This is a genomic window from Kitasatospora sp. NPDC059160 (genome assembly GCF_042755465.1).
In the GTDB taxonomy this organism is placed as follows: Bacteria; Actinomycetota; Actinomycetes; order Streptomycetales; family Streptomycetaceae; genus Kitasatospora.
In genome coordinates, this window is record NZ_JBHZCN010000051.1 from 1 (window position 1) to 17,798 (window position 17,798).

16 protein-coding genes are annotated in these 17,798 nt (G+C 74.4%); 7 read left to right on the forward strand and 9 right to left on the reverse strand.

The window, feature by feature from the left end:
* Nucleotides 1-120 precede the first annotated feature (120 nt).
* Both ACFXOZ_RS22200 and ACFXOZ_RS22205 read right to left on the reverse strand, forming a co-directional pair.
* The gene (locus ACFXOZ_RS22200; RefSeq protein WP_380524375.1) at nt 121-627 is read right to left on the reverse strand and encodes a GNAT family N-acetyltransferase; all 507 of its coding nucleotides are present in this window, start codon (nt 625-627) and stop codon (nt 121-123) included.
* A gap of 239 nt (nt 628-866) precedes the next feature.
* Nucleotides 867-1,976: a hypothetical protein gene (locus ACFXOZ_RS22205; protein WP_375896326.1), complete on the reverse strand. Its 1,110-nt coding sequence runs from the start codon at nt 1,974-1,976 to the stop codon at nt 867-869.
* Nucleotides 1,977-2,155: 179 nt separating this feature from the next.
* Between ACFXOZ_RS22205 and ACFXOZ_RS22210 the strand changes: the two genes are divergently transcribed.
* A complete protein-coding gene (locus ACFXOZ_RS22210; protein WP_380524373.1) occupies nt 2,156-4,162 on the forward strand; it encodes a transglycosylase domain-containing protein in 2,007 nt (668 codons plus the stop codon).
* Nucleotides 4,163-4,214: 52 nt separating this feature from the next.
* Here ACFXOZ_RS22210 and sigJ read toward each other — a convergent pair whose 3' ends face one another.
* Nucleotides 4,215-5,141: an RNA polymerase sigma factor SigJ gene (gene sigJ, locus ACFXOZ_RS22215; RefSeq protein WP_380592222.1), complete on the reverse strand. Its 927-nt coding sequence runs from the start codon at nt 5,139-5,141 to the stop codon at nt 4,215-4,217.
* 89 nt (nt 5,142-5,230) lie between these two features.
* Here sigJ and ACFXOZ_RS22220 point away from each other — a divergent pair, with 89 nt between their 5' ends.
* Nucleotides 5,231-5,602: a hypothetical protein gene (locus ACFXOZ_RS22220; RefSeq protein ID WP_380592224.1), complete on the forward strand. Its 372-nt coding sequence runs from the start codon at nt 5,231-5,233 to the stop codon at nt 5,600-5,602.
* Nucleotides 5,603-5,609: 7 nt separating this feature from the next.
* Here the strand turns inward: ACFXOZ_RS22220 and ACFXOZ_RS22225 are convergent, their stop codons facing one another.
* From ACFXOZ_RS22225 to ACFXOZ_RS22235, 3 genes are all read right to left on the reverse strand, one after another.
* Nucleotides 5,610-6,872 carry a hypothetical protein gene (locus ACFXOZ_RS22225; RefSeq protein ID WP_380592225.1) on the reverse strand — a complete coding sequence of 421 codons (1,263 nt, stop codon included), beginning with the start codon at nt 6,870-6,872 and terminating at the stop codon, nt 5,610-5,612.
* Between the two features lie 146 nt (nt 6,873-7,018).
* On the reverse strand, nt 7,019-7,975 hold the full coding sequence (locus ACFXOZ_RS22230) for a trypsin-like serine peptidase (RefSeq protein WP_380592226.1): 957 nt from the start codon (nt 7,973-7,975) through the stop codon (nt 7,019-7,021).
* Nucleotides 7,976-8,073: 98 nt separating this feature from the next.
* Nucleotides 8,074-8,325: a hypothetical protein gene (locus tag ACFXOZ_RS22235; protein WP_380524363.1), complete on the reverse strand. Its 252-nt coding sequence runs from the start codon at nt 8,323-8,325 to the stop codon at nt 8,074-8,076.
* A 343-nt stretch (nt 8,326-8,668) separates the two neighbouring features.
* Between ACFXOZ_RS22235 and ACFXOZ_RS22240 the strand changes: the two genes are divergently transcribed.
* Together ACFXOZ_RS22240 and ACFXOZ_RS22245 are read left to right on the forward strand one after the other, a co-directional pair.
* Nucleotides 8,669-9,697: a phosphotransferase family protein gene (locus ACFXOZ_RS22240; RefSeq protein ID WP_380592227.1), complete on the forward strand. Its 1,029-nt coding sequence runs from the start codon at nt 8,669-8,671 to the stop codon at nt 9,695-9,697.
* A gap of 5 nt (nt 9,698-9,702) precedes the next feature.
* The gene (locus ACFXOZ_RS22245) at nt 9,703-10,914 is read left to right on the forward strand and encodes an acyl-CoA dehydrogenase family protein (protein ID WP_380524360.1); all 1,212 of its coding nucleotides are present in this window, start codon (nt 9,703-9,705) and stop codon (nt 10,912-10,914) included.
* An 80-nt stretch (nt 10,915-10,994) separates the two neighbouring features.
* On the opposite strand, the gene ACFXOZ_RS22250 is transcribed toward ACFXOZ_RS22245, so the two are convergent.
* Complete coding sequence (locus tag ACFXOZ_RS22250; protein WP_380592229.1) at nt 10,995-13,715, reverse strand: AAA family ATPase; 2,721 nt, start codon at nt 13,713-13,715, stop codon at nt 10,995-10,997.
* A gap of 298 nt (nt 13,716-14,013) precedes the next feature.
* On the opposite strand from ACFXOZ_RS22250, the gene ACFXOZ_RS22255 reads away from it, so the two are divergent.
* The gene (locus ACFXOZ_RS22255) at nt 14,014-15,303 is read left to right on the forward strand and encodes an alpha/beta hydrolase family protein (RefSeq protein WP_380592231.1); all 1,290 of its coding nucleotides are present in this window, start codon (nt 14,014-14,016) and stop codon (nt 15,301-15,303) included.
* A gap of 15 nt (nt 15,304-15,318) precedes the next feature.
* On the opposite strand, the gene ACFXOZ_RS22260 is transcribed toward ACFXOZ_RS22255, so the two are convergent.
* The gene (locus ACFXOZ_RS22260; RefSeq protein ID WP_380524354.1) at nt 15,319-15,732 is read right to left on the reverse strand and encodes a winged helix-turn-helix transcriptional regulator; all 414 of its coding nucleotides are present in this window, start codon (nt 15,730-15,732) and stop codon (nt 15,319-15,321) included.
* 79 nt (nt 15,733-15,811) lie between these two features.
* On the opposite strand from ACFXOZ_RS22260, the gene ACFXOZ_RS22265 reads away from it, so the two are divergent.
* The gene (locus ACFXOZ_RS22265) at nt 15,812-16,633 is read left to right on the forward strand and encodes an NAD(P)H-binding protein (protein ID WP_380592233.1); all 822 of its coding nucleotides are present in this window, start codon (nt 15,812-15,814) and stop codon (nt 16,631-16,633) included.
* Here ACFXOZ_RS22265 and ACFXOZ_RS22270 read toward each other — a convergent pair.
* The gene (locus ACFXOZ_RS22270) at nt 16,617-17,042 is read right to left on the reverse strand and encodes a DUF3291 domain-containing protein (protein WP_380592235.1); all 426 of its coding nucleotides are present in this window, start codon (nt 17,040-17,042) and stop codon (nt 16,617-16,619) included. The two genes, ACFXOZ_RS22265 and ACFXOZ_RS22270, sit on opposite strands and share 17 nt — an antisense overlap.
* Nucleotides 17,043-17,162: 120 nt before the next feature.
* Here ACFXOZ_RS22270 and ACFXOZ_RS22275 point away from each other — a divergent pair, with 120 nt between their 5' ends.
* The gene (locus ACFXOZ_RS22275) at nt 17,163-17,795 is read left to right on the forward strand and encodes a MerR family transcriptional regulator (RefSeq protein WP_380592237.1); all 633 of its coding nucleotides are present in this window, start codon (nt 17,163-17,165) and stop codon (nt 17,793-17,795) included.
* The last annotated feature ends 3 nt before the right edge of the window (nt 17,796-17,798 follow it).

The following is a 17,798-nucleotide window of genomic DNA, read 5'->3' on the forward strand; positions in this document are numbered from 1 at the left end:
GGGGGGGGGGCGGGCGGCGGGGCGGGGCCGCGGGGGGGGGGGGGGGGGGGGTTGGGGGGGTGTGTGGGGGGTGGGGGGGGGGGGGCCCGCCCCGGGCCCCCCCCCCCCCGCCCCCTTCCGTCAGATGCCGAACGGCGCCGCGTAGCGGACCGTGCCGGCGGGCAGCGGGTGGTCGGCGTCCAGGGCGAGGGCCATCAGGGCCTCGTCCGGGACGTCGATGGTCAGGCCGATGCCGTGGGTGGAGGCCCGGGTGAAGCCGAACCGGGGGTAGTAGTCCGGGTGCCCGAGGACGACGACGTACCGCTCGCCCCGCTCCCGGGCCGCGTCGAGGGCGGCCCGGACGGCGGCCGAGCCGGCGCCGGTCCGCTGGTACGCGGGGAGCACGGCGCACGGGGCCAGGCACAGGGCCGGGACGTCGCCGATGTGGCAGCGGGTCAGCAGGGCGTGGCCGACCACGGTGCCGGCGGCGTCGGTGGAGACCACGGACAGGCCGTCGAGCCAGGCGGGATCGGCGCGCAGCGCGTCGACGAGGTCGGCCTCGGCCGGGGTGTCGAAGGCGGCGGCGTTGACGGCGTGAACGGTCGGGATGTCGGCGCCGGTCTCGGCGCGGGTGTTCCAGTTGCGCATGGTGGTACGGGGATTCCGTTCCTGGGAGGTGTACGTGTGACGCCCCGCGAGCTCACGCTCCCGGCGGGGCAGGACAGGGCAGGGTCAGGCCGCGGCCCGGGACGCGAGGGAGACCCGGACGCTGCGCACGGCGGCCTTCGACGCGGTCATCAACCCCACCTCCCTACTCTCTGCTCCTGATCGGCACGTACTGCGTTCGAGTGTACCCGACCCGTTCCGGAGCCGTCGGGGATTTCTTCTCAGACCGGCGGCAGGCCCGGCGCCGAGGACTCCGGGCGGCGGTCGGTGGGGCGGGCCGGCGGGATGACCGGGGCGCGGAAGTCGCGCGGGCCGGTCCAGAGGGCGGGGACGGCGTCGCCGCGGCGGGCCAGTTCGTAGGCCAGGGCCTCGTAGTTGACCCGCCAGCCGCGGAAGTGCCGCCAGGCGTCCTCGACCGGGCGCTCGCGCGGGAAGCCCGCCGCGGTGATCATCGCGACGGCGCCCAGGTACTCGGCGTAGCCGAGGCGGATCGGGGTGTCCGGGTCCGGGTCGGTGTCGAAGTCGATCCGCAGCGCCCGGCCGATGTCGCGCATCGCGGTGAAGCCGGCCCGGATCACCAGCCGGGCCTCGGGCGGGGCGGAGCGCGGGCAGAGGGAGAGGTGGAGGGCGGCGGCGTCCATCACCGCGATCAGCCCGACCACCCAGCTGCGGTTGGGCTGGGGGGAGCGGAAGGCCAGCAGCACCGGGTAGTTGGAGTGGCTCTCGCCGATGTCGGCGGCCAACCGCTCCCAGTCGCGGTAGAGCTGGGGGAGCGCGGTCTCGGTGTCGACCAGGGACTGCCGGGCGAGCAGCTCCGGGCCCCAGGCGGGTTCGCCGGCCCGGGACTGCAGCAGCGTCACCTCGGTCTCGCGCCGCTGGTAGGCCGCGTACAGGGTGGGCAGGTAGGCGATCTGCAGGGCGATCACCAGTGGGCCGCTGGCGGCGGCCATGAAGTCGATCGCGGACAGCTGGAGGCGTTCGCCGCTCGCGTAGCCGAGGGTGAAGAGGCTGGAGCCGGCCTCCCGGATGGAGATCGACCAGCTGAGTTCCGAGGTGCCGTGCAGCAGCAGGGTGTAGGCGAGCAGCATCCCGCTGAGCCACACCGTCAGCATGCCGAGCAGCACCAGCGGGGCGAGCCAGGTCAGGGCGCGGTCCTGCGCCCGGTAGGTGCCGAAGGGAGTGGCCCACAGCCGCAGGGTGGTGCGCAGCAGCGCCCAGAGCCGGAACACCAGGGCCGAGTAGAGCCCGCGGGGGACGACCAGGGTGCGCAGGATGCTGCCCACGACGAGCAGGAGCAGCAGCACGCCGATCAGGGTGTGGATCAACCTCATGGCGACATTGTGGCGGTAGGCCGCCGGGGGCGCGGGGCCGGACGGGCCGGATTGCCCGGGTGCGGTTCGGTTCCCCCGGCCCGATATGAACATGATCACACTGATCTCGGCCCCCCAAAGGACGGCCGGTTCGGCATCTGACGGGGTGGAGGGGGCCGCCCCAGGAGATCGGAGACCGGATGCGCGCACAGCAGGGTGGGGAAGCCGAGGAGGAGCGGAGCGACCGCCGGAGGTGGCGTCCGCTGCGGCGGATCGACTACCCGCGCCGCGGTCGGCGCGGCGTCCGGCGCTGGCTCCCCTCCTGGCGCCAGCTGCTCCTGACGACCGGTCTCGGGACGGCGGTGCTGAGCGGCCTGGCGGGCTGGTTCTACGTCACCACCCACGTCCCGGAGGACCTGAACGCCTTCGCCACCCAGCAGAACAACGTCTACTACTGGGCGGACGGCACCGAGATGGCCCGGATCGGCGAGACCAACCGGCAGGAGGTACCGCTGGGCCAGGTGCCCGAGTCGGTCCAGTGGGCGGTGCTCTCCGCGGAGAACGAGACCTTCTACTCGGACCCGGGGGTCTCGGTCAGCGGCATCGGCCGCGCCGTCTACGAGATGGCCACCGGCGGCGACACCCAGGGCGGCTCGACCATCACCCAGCAGTACGTCAAGAACATCTACCTCAACCAGCGCCAGGACGTCTCCCGCAAGCTCAGCGAGATGGTCATCGCGGTCAAGCTGGGCCGTCGGATGAGCAAGCAGGACATCCTGGCCGGCTACCTGAACACCAGCTGGTTCGGGCGCGGCAGTTACGGCATCGAGCGTGCCGCGGCCGCGTACTACGGCAAGGACGTGTCGCAGCTCGACCCCAGCGAAGGGGCCTTCCTGGCCGCCCTGTTGAAGGGTGCCGGGCAGTACGACCCGGCGGTGAGCCCGGAGAACCACGAGCGGGCCGTGGAGCGGTGGTCCTGGATCCTGGACCGGATGGTCGACGGGGGCAGGCTCTCCGCCGCCGAGCGGGCCCGGTACACGGTGTTCCCCGAGCCGCGGACACCGCCCAAGGGGGCCGGCCTCGCCGGCCAGATCGGCTACCTGGTCGACCTGTCCAGGGGCTTCGTGGAGAGCCACAGCGACATCACCCCGGCCCAGTTCGACCTCGGCGGCTACCAGATCCGCACCACCTTCGAGAAGGCGAAGGTCAACGCCCTGGCCGCGGCCGTGCAGGAGGCCACCAAGGGCCTCGACCCGGACAACCGGGAGGCCGACAAGCTGCTCAAGGTCGGCGCCGCCTCGGTCGCCCTGGACGGGCGGATCGTCGCCCTCTACGGCGGCCCCGACTACCGCAAGCAGGGCTTCAACAACGCCAACACCTCGACCGTGCCGATGGGTTCGGCCTTCACCCCGCTGGTGTACGCGGCCGGACTCGACCAGGGCGTGCAGCGCCGGCGCGACGGCGGCCGGACCCCGGTGACGCCCGGCACGACGTACGACGGCGACAACGGCGTCAACGTGACGACCCCGGAGGGGCCGTACTGGGGGCGGGACGGGAAGATCGTCAAGACCGCCAACGACGGCAAGCGGAACTGGGGCCGGGTCAGCCTGCGCAGCGCGGTCGAACAGTCCGTCAACGGGCCGCTGATGCAGCTCGGCATGGACGTCGGCCTCGACAAGGTGCAGCAGACCGCGGCGGCCCTCGGCCTGCTCCCCGAGAGCCTGGGCGAGCTGGTCCCCGCCTTCGGCGTCGGCAACTCCACCCCGAGCGCGATCCGCGCCGCCGACGCCTACGCCGCCTTCGGGTCCGGCGGCAGCCACACCGACCCGTACTCCGTGTCGGGCGTCACCCGCAACGGCAAGCCCGTCGACCTGCGGCTGCCCACCGCCGCCCGGGCGCTGCCCGCGGCCGTGGCGGCCGACGTGGACACCGCCCTCAAGGGCGCCGTCCGCGGCGGCAGCGCCCAGGCGGTGGCGGGGGCGGGCGTCGGCCTGGCGGCGAAGCCCGGCACCACCCCGGACCGCACCGCGGGGTGGACCGTCGGCTACAACGGGCAGCTGTCGACGGCGGTCACGGTGTTCCGGGCGGACCTCAAGGACATGAAGCTGCAGTCCCTGGAGGGGGTCGGCGGAGCCGCTCCGGACACCCCGGACTCGGACCTGCCGGGGCGGATCTGGACGGCGTTCATGAAGACCGCCGGGCAGTAGCCGTAGCCGTAGCCGTGGCGGTGGCCGTAGTCGTGGCGGTGGCCGCTGTCGTTCAGCGGGCCCACGGGCGGAGCTTCTCCGGGTTGCGGACCACCCAGATCCCGGTCACCCGGCCGTCCGCGACGTCGAACGCGGCCACCGTCAGCACGACGCCGTCGCGCCGGGCCACCAGGCCCGCCGCGCCGTTGACCGGGCACTCCAGCAGTTCCATGCCCGGGGCCCGGTCGGCGACGGCCAGCATGTACTGGGCGATCAGCGCGCCGCCCTCCACCGGGCGCAGCACGGTGCCGACCAGGCCGCCGCCGTCGGCGGTCATCACGGCGGCCGGGTCCAGGACGGCGACCAGGGCCGCGATGTCCCGGCTCTGCCAGGCCTCCTTGACCCGCCGTACGGTGTCGGCCCGCGCGGTCGGCGTCGCCGGGGCCGGGGCGGCACCGACCCGGCGGCGGGCGGAGGAGGCCAGCTGCTTGCAGGCCGCCGGGGTGCGGTCGAGGACGGCGGCGATCTCGGCGAAGGAGTAGCGGAAGACGTCGTGCAGGACGAAGGCCACCCGCTCGGCCGGGGTCATCGACTCCAGGACGACCAGGAAGGCCATCGCCACCGACTCGTCCAGGACGATCAGGTCGGCGAGATCGGCGCTCCCGGCCCGGTCCGACAGCGGTTCCGACAGCCCTGCCGGCAGCCCTGCCGACAGCGGTCCCGGCAGCGGTTCGGGCAGCCAGGCGCCGACGTAGCGCTCGCGCCGGGCCCGGGCCGAGCCCAGGAGGTCCAGGCAGATCCGGCCGGTGACGGTGGTGAGCCAGGCGCCGGGGGCCCGTACCTCCCGCCGCCGGCCGGGCGGCAGGGCGTACCAGCGCGCGTACGCCTCCTGCACGGCGTCCTCGGCCTCGGTCAGCGAGCCGAGCAGCCGGTAGGCGACGTTGAGCAGTCGGTGCCGCTCGCCGAAGGTCGCGTCGGTGTCCGCCCCCGCTGCCGTCATGCGCTCGCCTTACCTTTCACGGGCCTGCGTCGTCGGATCGGTGAGACCCTACCGATCCACTGCCCCCGGGCGGAGAAGAGGACCACGACATGGCCACCCCGACGACCACCGCGACGCACCGGTTCCCGTTCCTGCGGGCCGCGATCGCCCTGCAGACCCTGACCGTCCTGCTCCAGGCCGTCTCCGCCGGACTGCTGCTGACCACCTCCTATGGGGAGACGCTGCACGGCGTCGGCGCCCGGGTGATGTACGGGGCGTCGATGCTCTACCTGCTGGCGGCGGTGCTGGCCTGGAAGCCGGGCGGCGGGCCGGTGCGACCGGTGGGGGAGGCGGCCGGCTTCCTGGCGCTCGCCTCGGTGCAGGTCGTGCTCGGCATCGCGCACGTCCCGGCGGTCCATCTCCCGCTGGGGGTGCTGATGTTCGGGCTGAGCCTGCTGGCGCTGGCCCGTCGTACGGGCTGAGCGCCGGTCACTTCACCAGGCGGGACCAGTCGCCCGGTTGGCCGGGGTCGAGTTGGCGGAGCCTGTCGAGGACCTTCGGGTCCTGGGCGTCCAGCCAGTCGGCGACCTGGCGGAAGGAGACGCAGCGGACGCCGTCCTGGTGGCAGACGTTCTTCACCACGTCCTCGACGGCGTCCATGTAGATGCCGCCGTTCCAGTCCTCGAAGTGGTTGCCGATGAACAGCGGGGCGCGGCTGCCGTTGTAGACCCGGTTGAAGCCGGCCAGGTAGCTGTCCCGGGCCTCCTTCTCCCAGTCGGCGTACTTCTTCGGGTCGCCCTTGGTGGTGTCCCCGGACTGGCCGGCCAGGAAGTTGTAGTCCATCGAGAGGCCCTGGGAGGACTTGGCCGGGAAGGGCAGCATCTGGAGCGGGAAGTTCCAGATGCCGCCCTTCTTGACCGGCCAGACCTGGAACTCGCCCGGAGAGCTGGCGTCGTAACGGAAGCCGGCGGCCTTCTCGGCCGGGAGGAGGTTCTTCTGCCCCTGGAGGCAGGGGGCACGGCCGCCGACCAGCTCCTTGGTGTAGTCGAAGGGCAGCGGCGGCATGTTCTTGAGGCCGGTGTTGGTCTTCCAGTTGGTGACGAAGGAGACCGCCTGGTCGAGCTCGCTCTTCCACTCCTCGGTGCTCCAGTCGTCGCCGCCCTTGGAGCCGCAGAAGTGCCCGTTGAAGTGGGTGCCGATCTCGTTGCCGTCCAGCCAGGCGAGGCGCAGCTGCTCCAGGGTGTCCTTGATGTGGGCGTCGGTCGCGTAGTCGATCGAGGCGGCGCCCGGGTCGTGCTGGGGCGGGTGGTAGAGCGACTTCTTGGACTTGGGCAGGGTGTAGAGGCCGCTCAGGAAGTACGTCATCTGGGCGTTGTTGTCCGCGCCCAGCTTGCGGAAGCGGGAGAACAGGCGGTCGTCGCCCTCCAGGGCGCCGTCCCAGGAGAAGACGACGAACTGCGGCGGCTTCTCACCCGGTTTCAGCTTCTCCGGCTTCGGCTGCTTGGGCTGCGGGCCGGTGTAGGAGGTGGAGCCGTCCCCGAGCACGTGGACCTGGCCGTCCCAGGTGGGCGTCGGCGTCGGGGTGGGCGTGGGCGTCGGGGTGTCGGCGGCGCTCGCCTCCGGGGCCGCCGGGTCGGGATCGGGGGCGGCGGCGTTGGGTCTGCTCTCGGAGAAGGAGTCCCCCGTGGTGAGCGTGAGGGACGCGACGACCCCCACGGCCAACAGGACGACCGCACCGCGAGCAGTCCGCACGGATTCCCTTTCCTTCGGCGACAGTTTCGATCACACAGGGTTCTCCCTAGATCGATGACCTGAGCCGTCGGAAACGTTGCACGGGTGGTCGTACGGATTTTCGGACGGGTGGTCGGACTGAGGCTCCGTCGGGCGCTGGGCTCGGCTCAGGACGCCGGGCCGCCGGCCGGAGGGGCGCCGCTGATGGTGGCCTCGTACAGAGCTCGGACGGCCGGGCCGAAGGGGGCGCTGTAGGAGATCTGGGGGGTGTTGCCGCCGGTGTGGTAGCCGCCGATGAGGCCGATCACGGCCCAGCCGCCGAACCAGGGGATCAGCATGGGGCCGCCGGAGGTGCCGCCGGTGAAGCCGTCGCAGGCGATGCGCTCGAAGGTGCCCGGGTCGGCGGGGTCGTCGCTGGCCCAACGGGTGGTCCGGCTGAAGCACTCCACGGGTTTCGGGGCGCCGCCCGGGTAGCCGATCATCCGGACCGGGGCGTGGGCGTACCCGGTGCCGGTGAGCAGCTGCACCGAGCCCGCGACGTCCTCCAGTGCGTCACCCGCCTGGTTGGGCTCGGTGACGGCGAAGCCGAAGTCGTAGGCGGCGCCCGCGTGTTCGCCCCGGTCGTAGTACTCCTGTGCGACGTGGACGCCGTTCGCCCGGACCGGGAAGACGCCCAGGGGCGTGAGCCCGTCGTGGTACTGCGGGACGAACGCCAGGTGCCGCGTGGGGGAGCCGCCCGCGTAGCCCTTGAGGCAGTGGCCCGCGCTCAGGGCCAGGTCGCGGCCGGGGCTGTGGACGACGGCTCCGCTGCAGGTGCGGCCGGTGCCGGTGGCGTCGGTCCAGAAGAAGGCGCCGGCCTGGGGGATGCCGTCGAAGCTGCGGCTCGGGGGGATGTACTCGCCGGGGCGGGGGCCGTCGGCGGTGGGCCGGGCGGCCTTGGTGTCGAGGGGGAGCGCGGCGGCCATCCGGGCGGGGGTCCAGTAGGCGCTGAGCTGTGCGGCGGTGCTGGTGGTGGGTGGGGTCGCGGCGGTGGCGGTGGCGGTGGCGGTGGCGGTGGCGGTCGGGGCGAGGGTGGCGGTGGAGAGGAGGGCGACGGCGATGGCTGTGGTGAACCTGGACGCCATGGGTGGTCCCTTCCGGCTGGATGAGGGGGGCTTCGATGCGGGCACCCGCAGTTGTGGGTGCCCACGATCGGGGCCGACTCACCCTCACTGTCGGCCGATCAGCCGATGGTGCGTCGGAAGGCCTTGGCGTCCTCGGGGCCGGAGGAGTCGATCAGGCGGACCTCGAAGGTGGTGGGAGTGTTGGTCCGGACCCAGGCCTGCGCCTGCGCGTACGAGTAGAAGCGGAGCGGCTCGTCGGCCGGGGGGAGGGCCTTGACGCACTCGGTGGTCGCGCGGTCCCGGATGACCCAGGCCTGGTAGTGGGTACCGCGCGGGGAGTCGGCGGGGAGGATGGCGTAGCGGTCGCTCATCGGCCGGTCGCCGCCTGGGTGAAGCCGGCGGCCTGGAAGCCGCGCACGGGGGTGCAGGGGGTGTTGGGGGGCATGGCTGTCTCCGTTGTAGCGCATAGCGATCGATACATCACTTGCTGTAGCCATGGTGCCGTGTCGCCGTCCATCATCGGAAGTCGATCCGGACCTTGGAGCGGATGCTCGGCACGTTGCTGATGCATTGGCGGGATCCGACCCCCTCCTTCCCTCCCGCGAGCCCCCGGATCGGTCGGTCCGGGGGCTCACGGCATTGACAGGGGGCATCCTCCGGTTGAATGCTAAGCAAGCGCTTAGTCATTGATCCGCCGTCCCGAGGAGTCGCCCGATGGTCGAGAGCCCCGCTGACCTGCCCGGTCTGGATCTGGTGCGGCTGCGCACCCGTCTGGACACCGAGCTGCCCGGCCTCGTCCGGGGGCCGTTGCGGGCCGAGCTGGTCGAGGGGGGCCGCTCGAACCTCACGTACGTGCTCACGGACGGCACCGGCCGCTGGGTCCTCCGGCGCCCCCCGCTCGGGCACGTGCTGGCGACCGCGCACGACATGGGCCGCGAGCACCGGGTGATGTCGGCGCTGCGGGACAGCGAGGTGCCCGTACCGGGCATGCTGCTGATCGACCACGGCACCGACGTCCTCGGCGCCCCCTGGTACCTCATGGAGCACGTCGACGGTGTCGCGCACCGCTCCCGCAAGGCCCTCGCCGCCCTCGGCGAGGACCGTGTCTCCGCCCTCGGCCGCCGCCTGGTCGAGACCCTCGCCGCCCTGCACCGGATCGATCCCGCCGACGTCGGCCTCGGCGACTTCGGCCGGCCCGAGGGCTACCTGGAGCGCCAACTGCGCCGCTGGTCGACCCAGTTGGAGAAGTCCCGCTCCCGCGACCTCCCCGACCTCGACCGGCTGCACGCCCTGCTCGCCGAACGGCGCCCCGTCTCGCCCGCGCCCGCACTGGTGCACGGCGACTACCGGCTCGACAACGTCCTGGTCGACGACACCGACGCCATCACCGCCGTCCTCGACTGGGAGATGTCGACTCTCGGCGACCCGCTCACCGACATCGGCCTCCTCGTGATGTACACCGAGATCGCCGGCATCGGCGGCGGCATCATCCCCGACGCCATGACCGCCCCCGGCTTCCCCAAGGCCGAGAAAATCGTCTCGTACTACGCCGAGTTGACCGGCCGTCAGGCCACTGACCTGGACTGGTACGTGGCCTTCGCCTCCTTCAAGCTGGCCGTCATCGCCGAGGGCATCCACTACCGCTTCCAGCAGGGCCGCACCCTGGGCGCAGGTTTCGAGCGCGCGGGCGAGATGGCCCCGATCCTCGCCCGGCACGGACTGACCACCCTCAAGGAGAGCTGACAGCCATGGACTTCGCCTACGACGCCCGGACGAACGTACTCCGCGAGCAACTCCTCGCTTTCCTGGCCGAGCACGTGTACCCGGCCGAGAGCACCCTCGCCCAGCAGCTCGCCGACCCGGACCGGACTCCCTGGAGCGTCCCGCCCGTCGTCGCCGACCTCCAGACGGAGGCCCGCAAACAAGGGTTGTGGAACCTGTTCATCCCCGGCGAGCACGGCGCCGGTCTCACCAATCTCCAGTACGCCCCGCTCGCCGAGATCACCGGCCGCAGCATCCAGCTGGCCCCGCCGGCCCTCAACTGCGCGGCCCCCGACACCGGCAACATGGAACTCCTCGCCCAGTTCGGCAGCGCCGAGCAGCAGGAGCGCTGGCTGCGGCCGCTGCTGGACGGCGCGATCCGCTCCGCGTTCGCGATGACCGAGCCCGAGGTGGCCTCCTCGGACGCCACCAACATCGCCACCCGGATCGAGCGCGACGGCGACCAGTACGTGGTCAACGGCCGCAAGTGGTACATCACCGGCGCGATGAACCCGGACTGCAAGCTGTTCATCGTGATGGGCAAGACCAACCCGGACGCCGCCCCGCACCGCCAGCAGAGCATGGTGCTGGTGCCGCGCGACACCCCCGGCCTCACCGTCAAGCGCGGCATGACGGTCTTCGGCTACGACGACGCCGACCACGGCGGCCACGCCGAGGTGCTGTTCGAGGACGTCCGGGTGCCCGTCGAGAACCTGATCGACGAGGAGGGCAGCGGCTTCGCCATCGCCCAGGCCCGGCTCGGCCCGGGCCGGATCCACCACTGCATGCGGGCCATCGGCATCGCCGAGCGCGCGCTGGAGCTGATGTGCCGCCGGGCGAGCGAGCGGGTGGCCTTCGGCCGGCCGCTCGCCGAGCAGGGCGTGGTGCAGGACTGGATCGCCGAATCCCGGGTCCGGATCGAGCAGTTGCGGCTGCTGGTGCTCAAGACGGCCTGGCTGATGGACACCGTCGGCAACCGCGGTGCGCACACCGAGATCCAGGCCATCAAGATCGCCACCCCGCGCACGGTCGAGTGGATCCTCGACAAGGCCGTCCAGACCCACGGTGCCGCCGGTGTCAGCCAGGACACCCCGCTCGCCCAACTCTGGGCCGGCAACCGCACCCTGCGCCTCGCGGACGGGCCGGACGAGGTGCACAAGCGCTCCCTGGCCCGGCGGGAACTCAAGCAGTACCGCTGAGCACCTCGCCTGCCGGGGGACGGCCCCGGCAGGCGGTAGGCGGCAGGCGCGACGGGCGCGGTCGGCCCGTGGCCAGGCGGTCAGATGCTCAGCTGGCCGGCGGGCCGGTCCGCCGCGCGCAGTTCGGCCCTGGCGCGGTCCGCCCACGGGGTGGCGCCGAGGGCCTCGAAGCTCGCGAGGGCGGCGCGCAGCGGTGCCCGGGCGCCGGCGGACGCCCCCGTCCGGCGCAGCCGTTCGCCCTGGGCCAGTTGGACCCGGGCGTGGTCGAAGCGCCAGCGCTCGGCGCCGGGGGTGTCCAGCGCGAGGGCGAACAGCCGCAGTGCCTCCTCGTCGTCCTCGGTGCACAGCGCGGCGGAGGCCTCGACCAGCAGGGCGTGCCGGGACGAGACGGCGGCGATGCCGTTCTCGCGCATCGCGCGGACGTGGGCGGCGGCCTCCTCGCGGCGGTCGCCGCGGACGGCGGCCTCGACCAGGTGGGCGGCCACCCAGAGGGCGTGCGGGGCGTGCGAGGCGAGGGTGCCGGCCGGGCTGACCGCGACGGCGTGCCGGTGGGCGAGCGCGTGGTCCCCGTCGCCGAGGGCCGCCACGGCGGCGGCGTGGTGGGCGTAGTGGGCGGCGCAGGGCGCGCGGTGGCGGGTGGCCCAGTCGATCACGGTGCCGGCCGTGGCGAGGCTCTCCGCGGTGTGGCCGCGGGCGCCCAGGACGATCGCCTCGATGTACTGGAAGTACCAGGCGAAGGCGTCGTAGCCGTGCTCCCGGCAGGCGCCGAGGCCCTCCCGGGCGAGGTCGAGCGCCTCGTCCCAGGCGCCGGTGAGGTAGTCGTCCAGGCAGAGGTGGATGAGGGCGGAGATGTAGCGCCGGGCCGGGCCGCCCTCGCGCCCGGCGCGGACCACCTGCCAGGCGGGGGTGCGGACCTCGCCGAGCCGGTCGAGGTAGAGCGCCCCGGTGCCGACCCGGGTGGTGAGGACCGGGTCGGCCTCGCCGGCCGGGGCGGCGGCCAGGGCGAGGGTGAGCGCGTCGAGCGGGCCGTGGGCGGCGGCGCCGGTGCGGGCGGGGTCGGAGAAGGTGCGGCCGAGGACGGCCAGGAAGGCCGGCGGGCCGGGGGTGAGGCGCTCCACGGCCCGGTAGTAGGACTGCCACAGGGCCTCGTCGGCGCCGAAGAAGCAGAGCACCGCCAGGACGTGCAGGGCGTCGACCAGCGCCTTGTCCTCGGCCCGGTGGCCGTGGGCGGCGGCCGCGGACTCGATGGCGGAGGTGAGCAGGCGGTGCGCCGCGGGAACGTCGCCGTCGCCGTTGAGGAGCAGCAGGGCGGCGGCGGTGGCGGAGTGCAGCGAGCCGTCGCCGACCGGGGCGGCCTGCCGGGCGTGGTCGAGGAGTCGGCGGGCGCTGGTGAGGGCGCCGGTGGACTCGGCCCCGAGGTAGGCGGCCTCGGCGAGGCGGCGGCCGCGCTGCGGACCGTCGGGGGTGAGCTCGGCCGAGCGGACCAGGGTGCGCATGGCGCCGGAGGCGTCGCCGCGGCGCAAGCTGAGCCCGGCGGCGTGGGCGAGGAGCGCGGCGACCTCCTCGTCCGGTTCGAGGGTGGCCTCGCCCAGGTGCCAGGCCCGGCGCTCGGGCCGGCCGGCCAGGGCGGCGGCCAGGGCCGCGTGGGCGGCGCGCCGGGCGCTGCTCGGGGCCTGCCCGACCACGGCGGAGCGGATCAGCGGGTGGCGGAAGGCCAGCCGGCGGCCGCCCTCCTCGACGTGCACCAGCCGCTCCTGCTCCAGCGGCGCGAGGTCGTCCCGGCGGTGCTCCGGGTCCTGGCCGTGTTCGGGGTCCTGGCCGTCGCCCGGGCCGTGTTCCGGTCCGTGTGCCGGGCTCTGGCCCGGGCCGGAGCCCGTGCCGAGCTCCTCCGCGGCCCGGCGGGCGGCGGCCCGCAGCACGCCGAGGTCGCCGGTGCCCTCCAGCGCGGCGAGCAGCAGCAGCCGGCGGGAGGGGGCGGGCAGGCCGGCCACCCGGGCGCCGAACAGCCGCTCCAGCCGGTTGCCGAGGGACGAGACGGCGATCGGCGTCACGGGGACGGGCGGTACGGCCGGGCAGTCCACCGGGTCCGGCGGCAGGGCGGTCGGCAGTTCCAGCAGGGCCAGCGGGTTGCCGCCCGCCTCGGCCAGCACCCTGCGGTGCGCGCTGCGGGAGAGGTCGGGGAAGCGGCTGCCGAGCAGGCGGCCGGCGGCCTCCTCGGCCAGCGGCGGCAGGTCGTGGGCGGGTAGGGCGTCGGCGTCCCGGGGGCCGAGCTCGCCGGGGCGGGCCGCGGCCAGGAAGGCGATGTCCAGGCCGGGGGCCCGGCGGGCGACCGAGCCGAACACCGCGGTGCTGGCCGGGTCGACCCAGTGCAGGTCGTCGACGAGCAGGAGCAGCGGCCGCCCGTCGGCCACGGCCTGGAGGAGCCGCAGCACCGCGTTGGACACCAGCAGGTGCTCCGGGGCCGGACCGGTGTCGAAGCCGAGTGCCACCCGCAGGGCGGCCCGCAGCGGGGTGTCGAGCCGCTCCAGGGCGGCGAGGTGCGGGAAGAACAGCTGGTTGAGGACCGAGTAGCCGCAGTGGGCCTCGAACTCGACGCCGGAGGCCCGGAGCACCCGGGCGCCGTCGGCGGGCGCGGCGGCGGCCAGCGCGTCCAGCACGGCGCTCTTGCCGACCCCGGCCTCCCCGGAGAGCAGCAGCGCGCCGCCGCCGCTGCCCAGGCGCAGCCGCTCGCGGAGCAGCCGCAGGTCGCGGTCGCGCCCGATCAGCGGGCACCCGGCTTCGGGCGTGCCGGAATCCGCCACAGCTGCTTCCCTCCCGAGGACCACTCACCCACCCGTGCGCCGGGGCCGGTCCGGCGGCGGAGAACCTGCTCCGCCCGGCCGCGAACGCCCTGGTCAGGTCCAGTATGACGGACCCGGACCGGCCGGGCGGACGGTGGACCGGCAGAGCCCTGGGCCCGCCTGGCCCGGGGCGTACCCGCCTGGCCCGTAAGGGTGTCATACCGGAGTAGTCGGGGGGACTTGGCTCCCCGGTACGACGGCCCCGGCGCGCCCCGCCCGTAGCGTCTGCTCCGTGACCGAACCGGACGAGGAGGCTGGCATGGGCAGGCGGGGACGGGCCGTGGCGGCGGTGCTGTTGGCGGCGTCGGCGACGCTCGGGGTGACGGGTGCGCCGGGCGCGGTGGGCGCGGTGGCGGCGCCGGCGGTGGACGGCGGGGCCGCGCGGCAGGCCACGGCCTGGCTGCCGCGGCCGACCGGGCCGTACCCGATCGGGACGACCTCGCTGCGGCTGACCGACGCCGGACGGGAGGACCCCTGGAAGCCGGGCCGGGCGCGTGAGGTGATGGTCAGCCTCTGGTACCCGACCGCCCGCCCGGCCACCGGTGGGGAGCGGGCCCGCTACATGGAGCCCGCGGCCGGGGCGCACTTCGGCGGCGACAGCGGCGTCGGTGACCTCAACTACCACGTGCGGCCCGGCAGTACGGACTGGTCGGGGATCCTCACCCACGCCCGCCGGGACGCCCCGGCCCGGCCCGGCGGCCCCCGCCCGGTGGTGCTGTACTCGCCCGGGCTGGGCGACCCGCGCACCTGGGGGACGACCCTGGTGGAGGACCTCGCCTCGCGCGGCTACGTGGTCGTCACCGTCGACCACACCTACGAGGCCTCCGAAGTCGCCTTCCCCGACGGGGAGCTGGCCACCTCGGTGTTCCCCGCCATGCTCCGACAGCCCGGCCTGGACGTCGGCGCCGTGCTGCGCAAGTCCCTGGCCGCCCGGGTGGCGGACACCCGCTTCGTGCTGGACGAACTCTCCGGGCTGCGCCGCGCCCCGGGCCTGCCGGCCGGCGTCGGCGCCTCGCTGGACCTGGACCGGATCGGCATGGTCGGCCACTCGGCGGGCGGCTTCACCGCCCTCCAGGCCATGCACGACGACCCGCGGATCGCCGCCGCGGTCAACCTGGACGGCCAGCTGCACTTCCCCGGCCCCGACGGCCGCACCGGTGTCTTCCTGCCCGACTTCGTCGAGGACGGCCTGGACCGCCCGTTCCTGCTGATGGGCACCCGGGAGTCCGACTCCGGGAGCTACCACCGGCAGCCCGGCTGGGACGCCCTGTGGCAGCACAGCACCGGCTGGCACGCCGACCTCACCCTGGAGGGCTCCCGGCACGGCTCCTACACCGACGCCCAGTCCCTGCTCCCGCTGCTCGCCCGCCAGGGCGCCGTCACCCCGGAGGTGCTGGCCGCGGACGTCGGCGACGTCCGCCCCGACCGTGCCGAGCTCGCCACCCGCTCCTGCGTGGCGTCCTTCTTCGACCGCTGGCTGCGCGGCCACGACGACCACCTGCTGGACGGCCCCTCGGACCGCTTCCCGGAGCTGACGTACGAGCGGTAGCCGACGGCGGACCCCTCAGCGGATCTCCGAGCCGGGATTGGCCTCGTCCCAGCGCTGCCGCGAGGCGAGCATGGCGTCGTGGTGGGCGTAGGACCAGTCCGCCATCGCCCGCACCAGGTGGGTCAGGCTGTGGCCGAGCTCCGTCAGCTCGTACTCCACCTGGGGCGGGACGGTCGGGTGGACGGTCCGGGTGACCAGCCCGTCGCGTTCCAGCCGGCGCACCGTCAGGGTCAGCATCCGCTGCGAGATCCCCGGCAGGGCGCGCTGCAGCTCGCGGAACCGCCGTACGCCCCCGGCGAGTTCGACCACGGCGAGGACGGACCACTTGTCGCCGAGCCGGGTCAGCAGGTCGCGGATCCCGCAGTCGACGTCGTCCTCGCACCAGACGACCGGGCGGGGGGTGGTTACCGCGCTGTGCCCTACGGACATGGAAGTGCCTCCTTACGCCGGACGCCCAGGCTACCGAGGATGGTCCCGTCCCCGAGGATCGGCCATCAGGAGGAGAACCATGCTGCTCGTCACCGGTGTCAACGGAGGTCTCGGCACCCTCGTGCTGGAGCGGCTCGGCGCGCGCGAGGACGTCGTCGCCGGGAGCCGGACGCCCGGCGCGGTGGAGGCCGAGGTGCCCGTCCGGCTGGTGGACTTCGACCGGCCGGAGACCCTCGCCGAGGCCTTCGCGGGGGTCCGGACCCTGCTGCTGATCTCGGCGGGCGCCGCGGAGGACGACGTGGTGATCGCCCGGCACGGCGCGGCGATCGGGGCGGCGGAGCGGGCGGGCGTCGAGCACGTCGTCTACACCAGCCTCTCCGGCGACGGCGACCACCTGCCGTACGCGCTGGCGCACCGCTGGACGGAGCGCCGGCTGCGCGAGTCCGGCACGCTGCGCTGGACGGTGCTGCGCAACGGCCTCTACGCGGAGCTGCTGGCCGCGATCGCCGCGCCCGGCCCCGACGGGGTGATCACCGCGCCGCTGGGGGCGGGGCGGCTGGCGGCCGTGGCGCGGGCGGACCTGGCCGAGGCGGCGGCGAAGGTGGCGCTGGCGCCCGCCGGGCACGCGGGGCGGACGTACGAGCTGGTCGGGGAGCGGGCGGTGGGCGGTGCGGAGGTGGCCGGGGTGCTGGGCGCCGAGTACCGTCCGGGCGGGCTCGCGCAGGCCCGGACGGCGCTGGCGGCCTCGGACGCGCTGCACGACTTCCAGGTGCCGATGACGGTGGGCACCTACTCGGCGATCGCGCACGGCTTCCTGGCCGGGCCGGGCGGGCCGGGCGACCTGGCGGCGCTGCTGGGCCGCCCGCCGCGCCCGGCGCTGGAGGTCATCGCGGGACGCTAGTCCCCGGGCCCCGGTCGGCGGCGCGCTGGGCGTCGATCCGGGTGTGGGCGTCCGGCCAGGCGATCGGCAGCCGCTCGACCGGGGTGTCCCAGAAGGTGAAGGTGGACTCCCGCATGGTGGAGCGAAGTCCGGTCATGGTGCTGCGGTGGGGTTCGGCGGCGGCGAAGGCGTTCAGGGCTTCGCGGCTCTCCCAGGCGGAGAGCGTCCAGAAGGTCCGCCGGAGCGGCCGGGCGATCAGCGAGGCGCCCAACGCGCCCGGGGCGTTGCGGAGTTGGCGCCAGACGGCGAGCGAGCGGAGGAAGAACCGCGGGACGTCGGCGAGTGAGTGGACCTCGAAGCGGGAGGCCATGACGACCGCCCGGGTGTCGGGGGCGGGGGGATTCGGGGTGATCCAGGGCAGCGTGGGCACGGCTGACTCTCCTCCTCGGCGAGGGCGCCACATTGGGTAGTGGCACTATCTATGTTAGACAGTGCTGGTATCCAAATGCCAGAGCAAAGCCCGACCAGAGGAAAGCCCGAGGTGTCCGCCGTGCGCATCTCCGAACTGAGCCGCCGCAGCGCGGTCCCGACCGCGACCATCAAGTACTACCTGCGCGAGGGCCTGCTGCCGCCCGGCCGGGCCACCGCCGCCACCCAGGCCGAGTACGACGAGAGCCACCTGCGGCGGCTGCGCCTGGTGCGCGCGCTGATCGGGGTGCGGGGGCTGAGCGTCAGCGCCACCCGGGAGGTGCTCGGCGCGGTGGCCGAGCACGCGGGGGAGCGGCACCAGGTGCTCGGCCTGGTGCTCGGGGCCCGGCCGGTGGACGAGGACGCCCCAGCGCCCGGACCGGCGCCCGCACCGGCGCCCGGCGCCGCCGAGGTGGACGCGCTGATCGGCGCCCTCGGCTGGGAGGTCTCCGAGTACGCCCCCGCCCGGGCCGCACTTGGCGAGACCCTGGAGACCCTGCGCTCGCTCGGCGCCGCACTCGACCCCGCCACCCTGCGCGGCTACGCCGAACTGGCCGAGCGGACCGCCGTCCTCGACCTCGACCAGCTCGACCCGGACGCCGACCCGCTCGAACAGGCCGAGCGGGCCCTGCTGCGGACCGTCCTCCTGGAGCCGGCGCTGCTCGCGCTGCGGCGGCTGGCCCAGGAGAACGAGTCCGCCCGGCGCGGCGGTTGAGCC

Bases quoted from the DNA above. Each gene is read 5' to 3' on its own strand.
- ACFXOZ_RS22205 (WP_375896326.1), bottom strand. From the start codon at position 1,976: ATGAGGTTGATCCACACCCTGATCGGCGTGCTGCTGCTCCTGCTCGTC.
- ACFXOZ_RS22265 (WP_380592233.1), top strand. From the start codon at position 15,812: ATGCTGCTCGTCACCGGTGTCAACGGAGGTCTCGGCACCCTCGTGCTG.
- ACFXOZ_RS22220 (WP_380592224.1), top strand. From the start codon at position 5,231: ATGGCCACCCCGACGACCACCGCGACGCACCGGTTCCCGTTCCTGCGG.
- ACFXOZ_RS22255 (WP_380592231.1), top strand. From the start codon at position 14,014: ATGGGCAGGCGGGGACGGGCCGTGGCGGCGGTGCTGTTGGCGGCGTCG.
- ACFXOZ_RS22230 (WP_380592226.1), bottom strand. From the start codon at position 7,975: ATGGCGTCCAGGTTCACCACAGCCATCGCCGTCGCCCTCCTCTCCACC.
- ACFXOZ_RS22235 (WP_380524363.1), bottom strand. From the start codon at position 8,325: ATGAGCGACCGCTACGCCATCCTCCCCGCCGACTCCCCGCGCGGTACC.
- sigJ (WP_380592222.1), bottom strand. From the start codon at position 5,141: ATGACGGCAGCGGGGGCGGACACCGACGCGACCTTCGGCGAGCGGCAC.
- ACFXOZ_RS22240 (WP_380592227.1), top strand. From the start codon at position 8,669: ATGGTCGAGAGCCCCGCTGACCTGCCCGGTCTGGATCTGGTGCGGCTG.
- ACFXOZ_RS22210 (WP_380524373.1), top strand. From the start codon at position 2,156: ATGCGCGCACAGCAGGGTGGGGAAGCCGAGGAGGAGCGGAGCGACCGC.
- ACFXOZ_RS22245 (WP_380524360.1), top strand. From the start codon at position 9,703: ATGGACTTCGCCTACGACGCCCGGACGAACGTACTCCGCGAGCAACTC.
- ACFXOZ_RS22260 (WP_380524354.1), bottom strand. From the start codon at position 15,732: ATGTCCGTAGGGCACAGCGCGGTAACCACCCCCCGCCCGGTCGTCTGG.
- ACFXOZ_RS22200 (WP_380524375.1), bottom strand. From the start codon at position 627: ATGCGCAACTGGAACACCCGCGCCGAGACCGGCGCCGACATCCCGACC.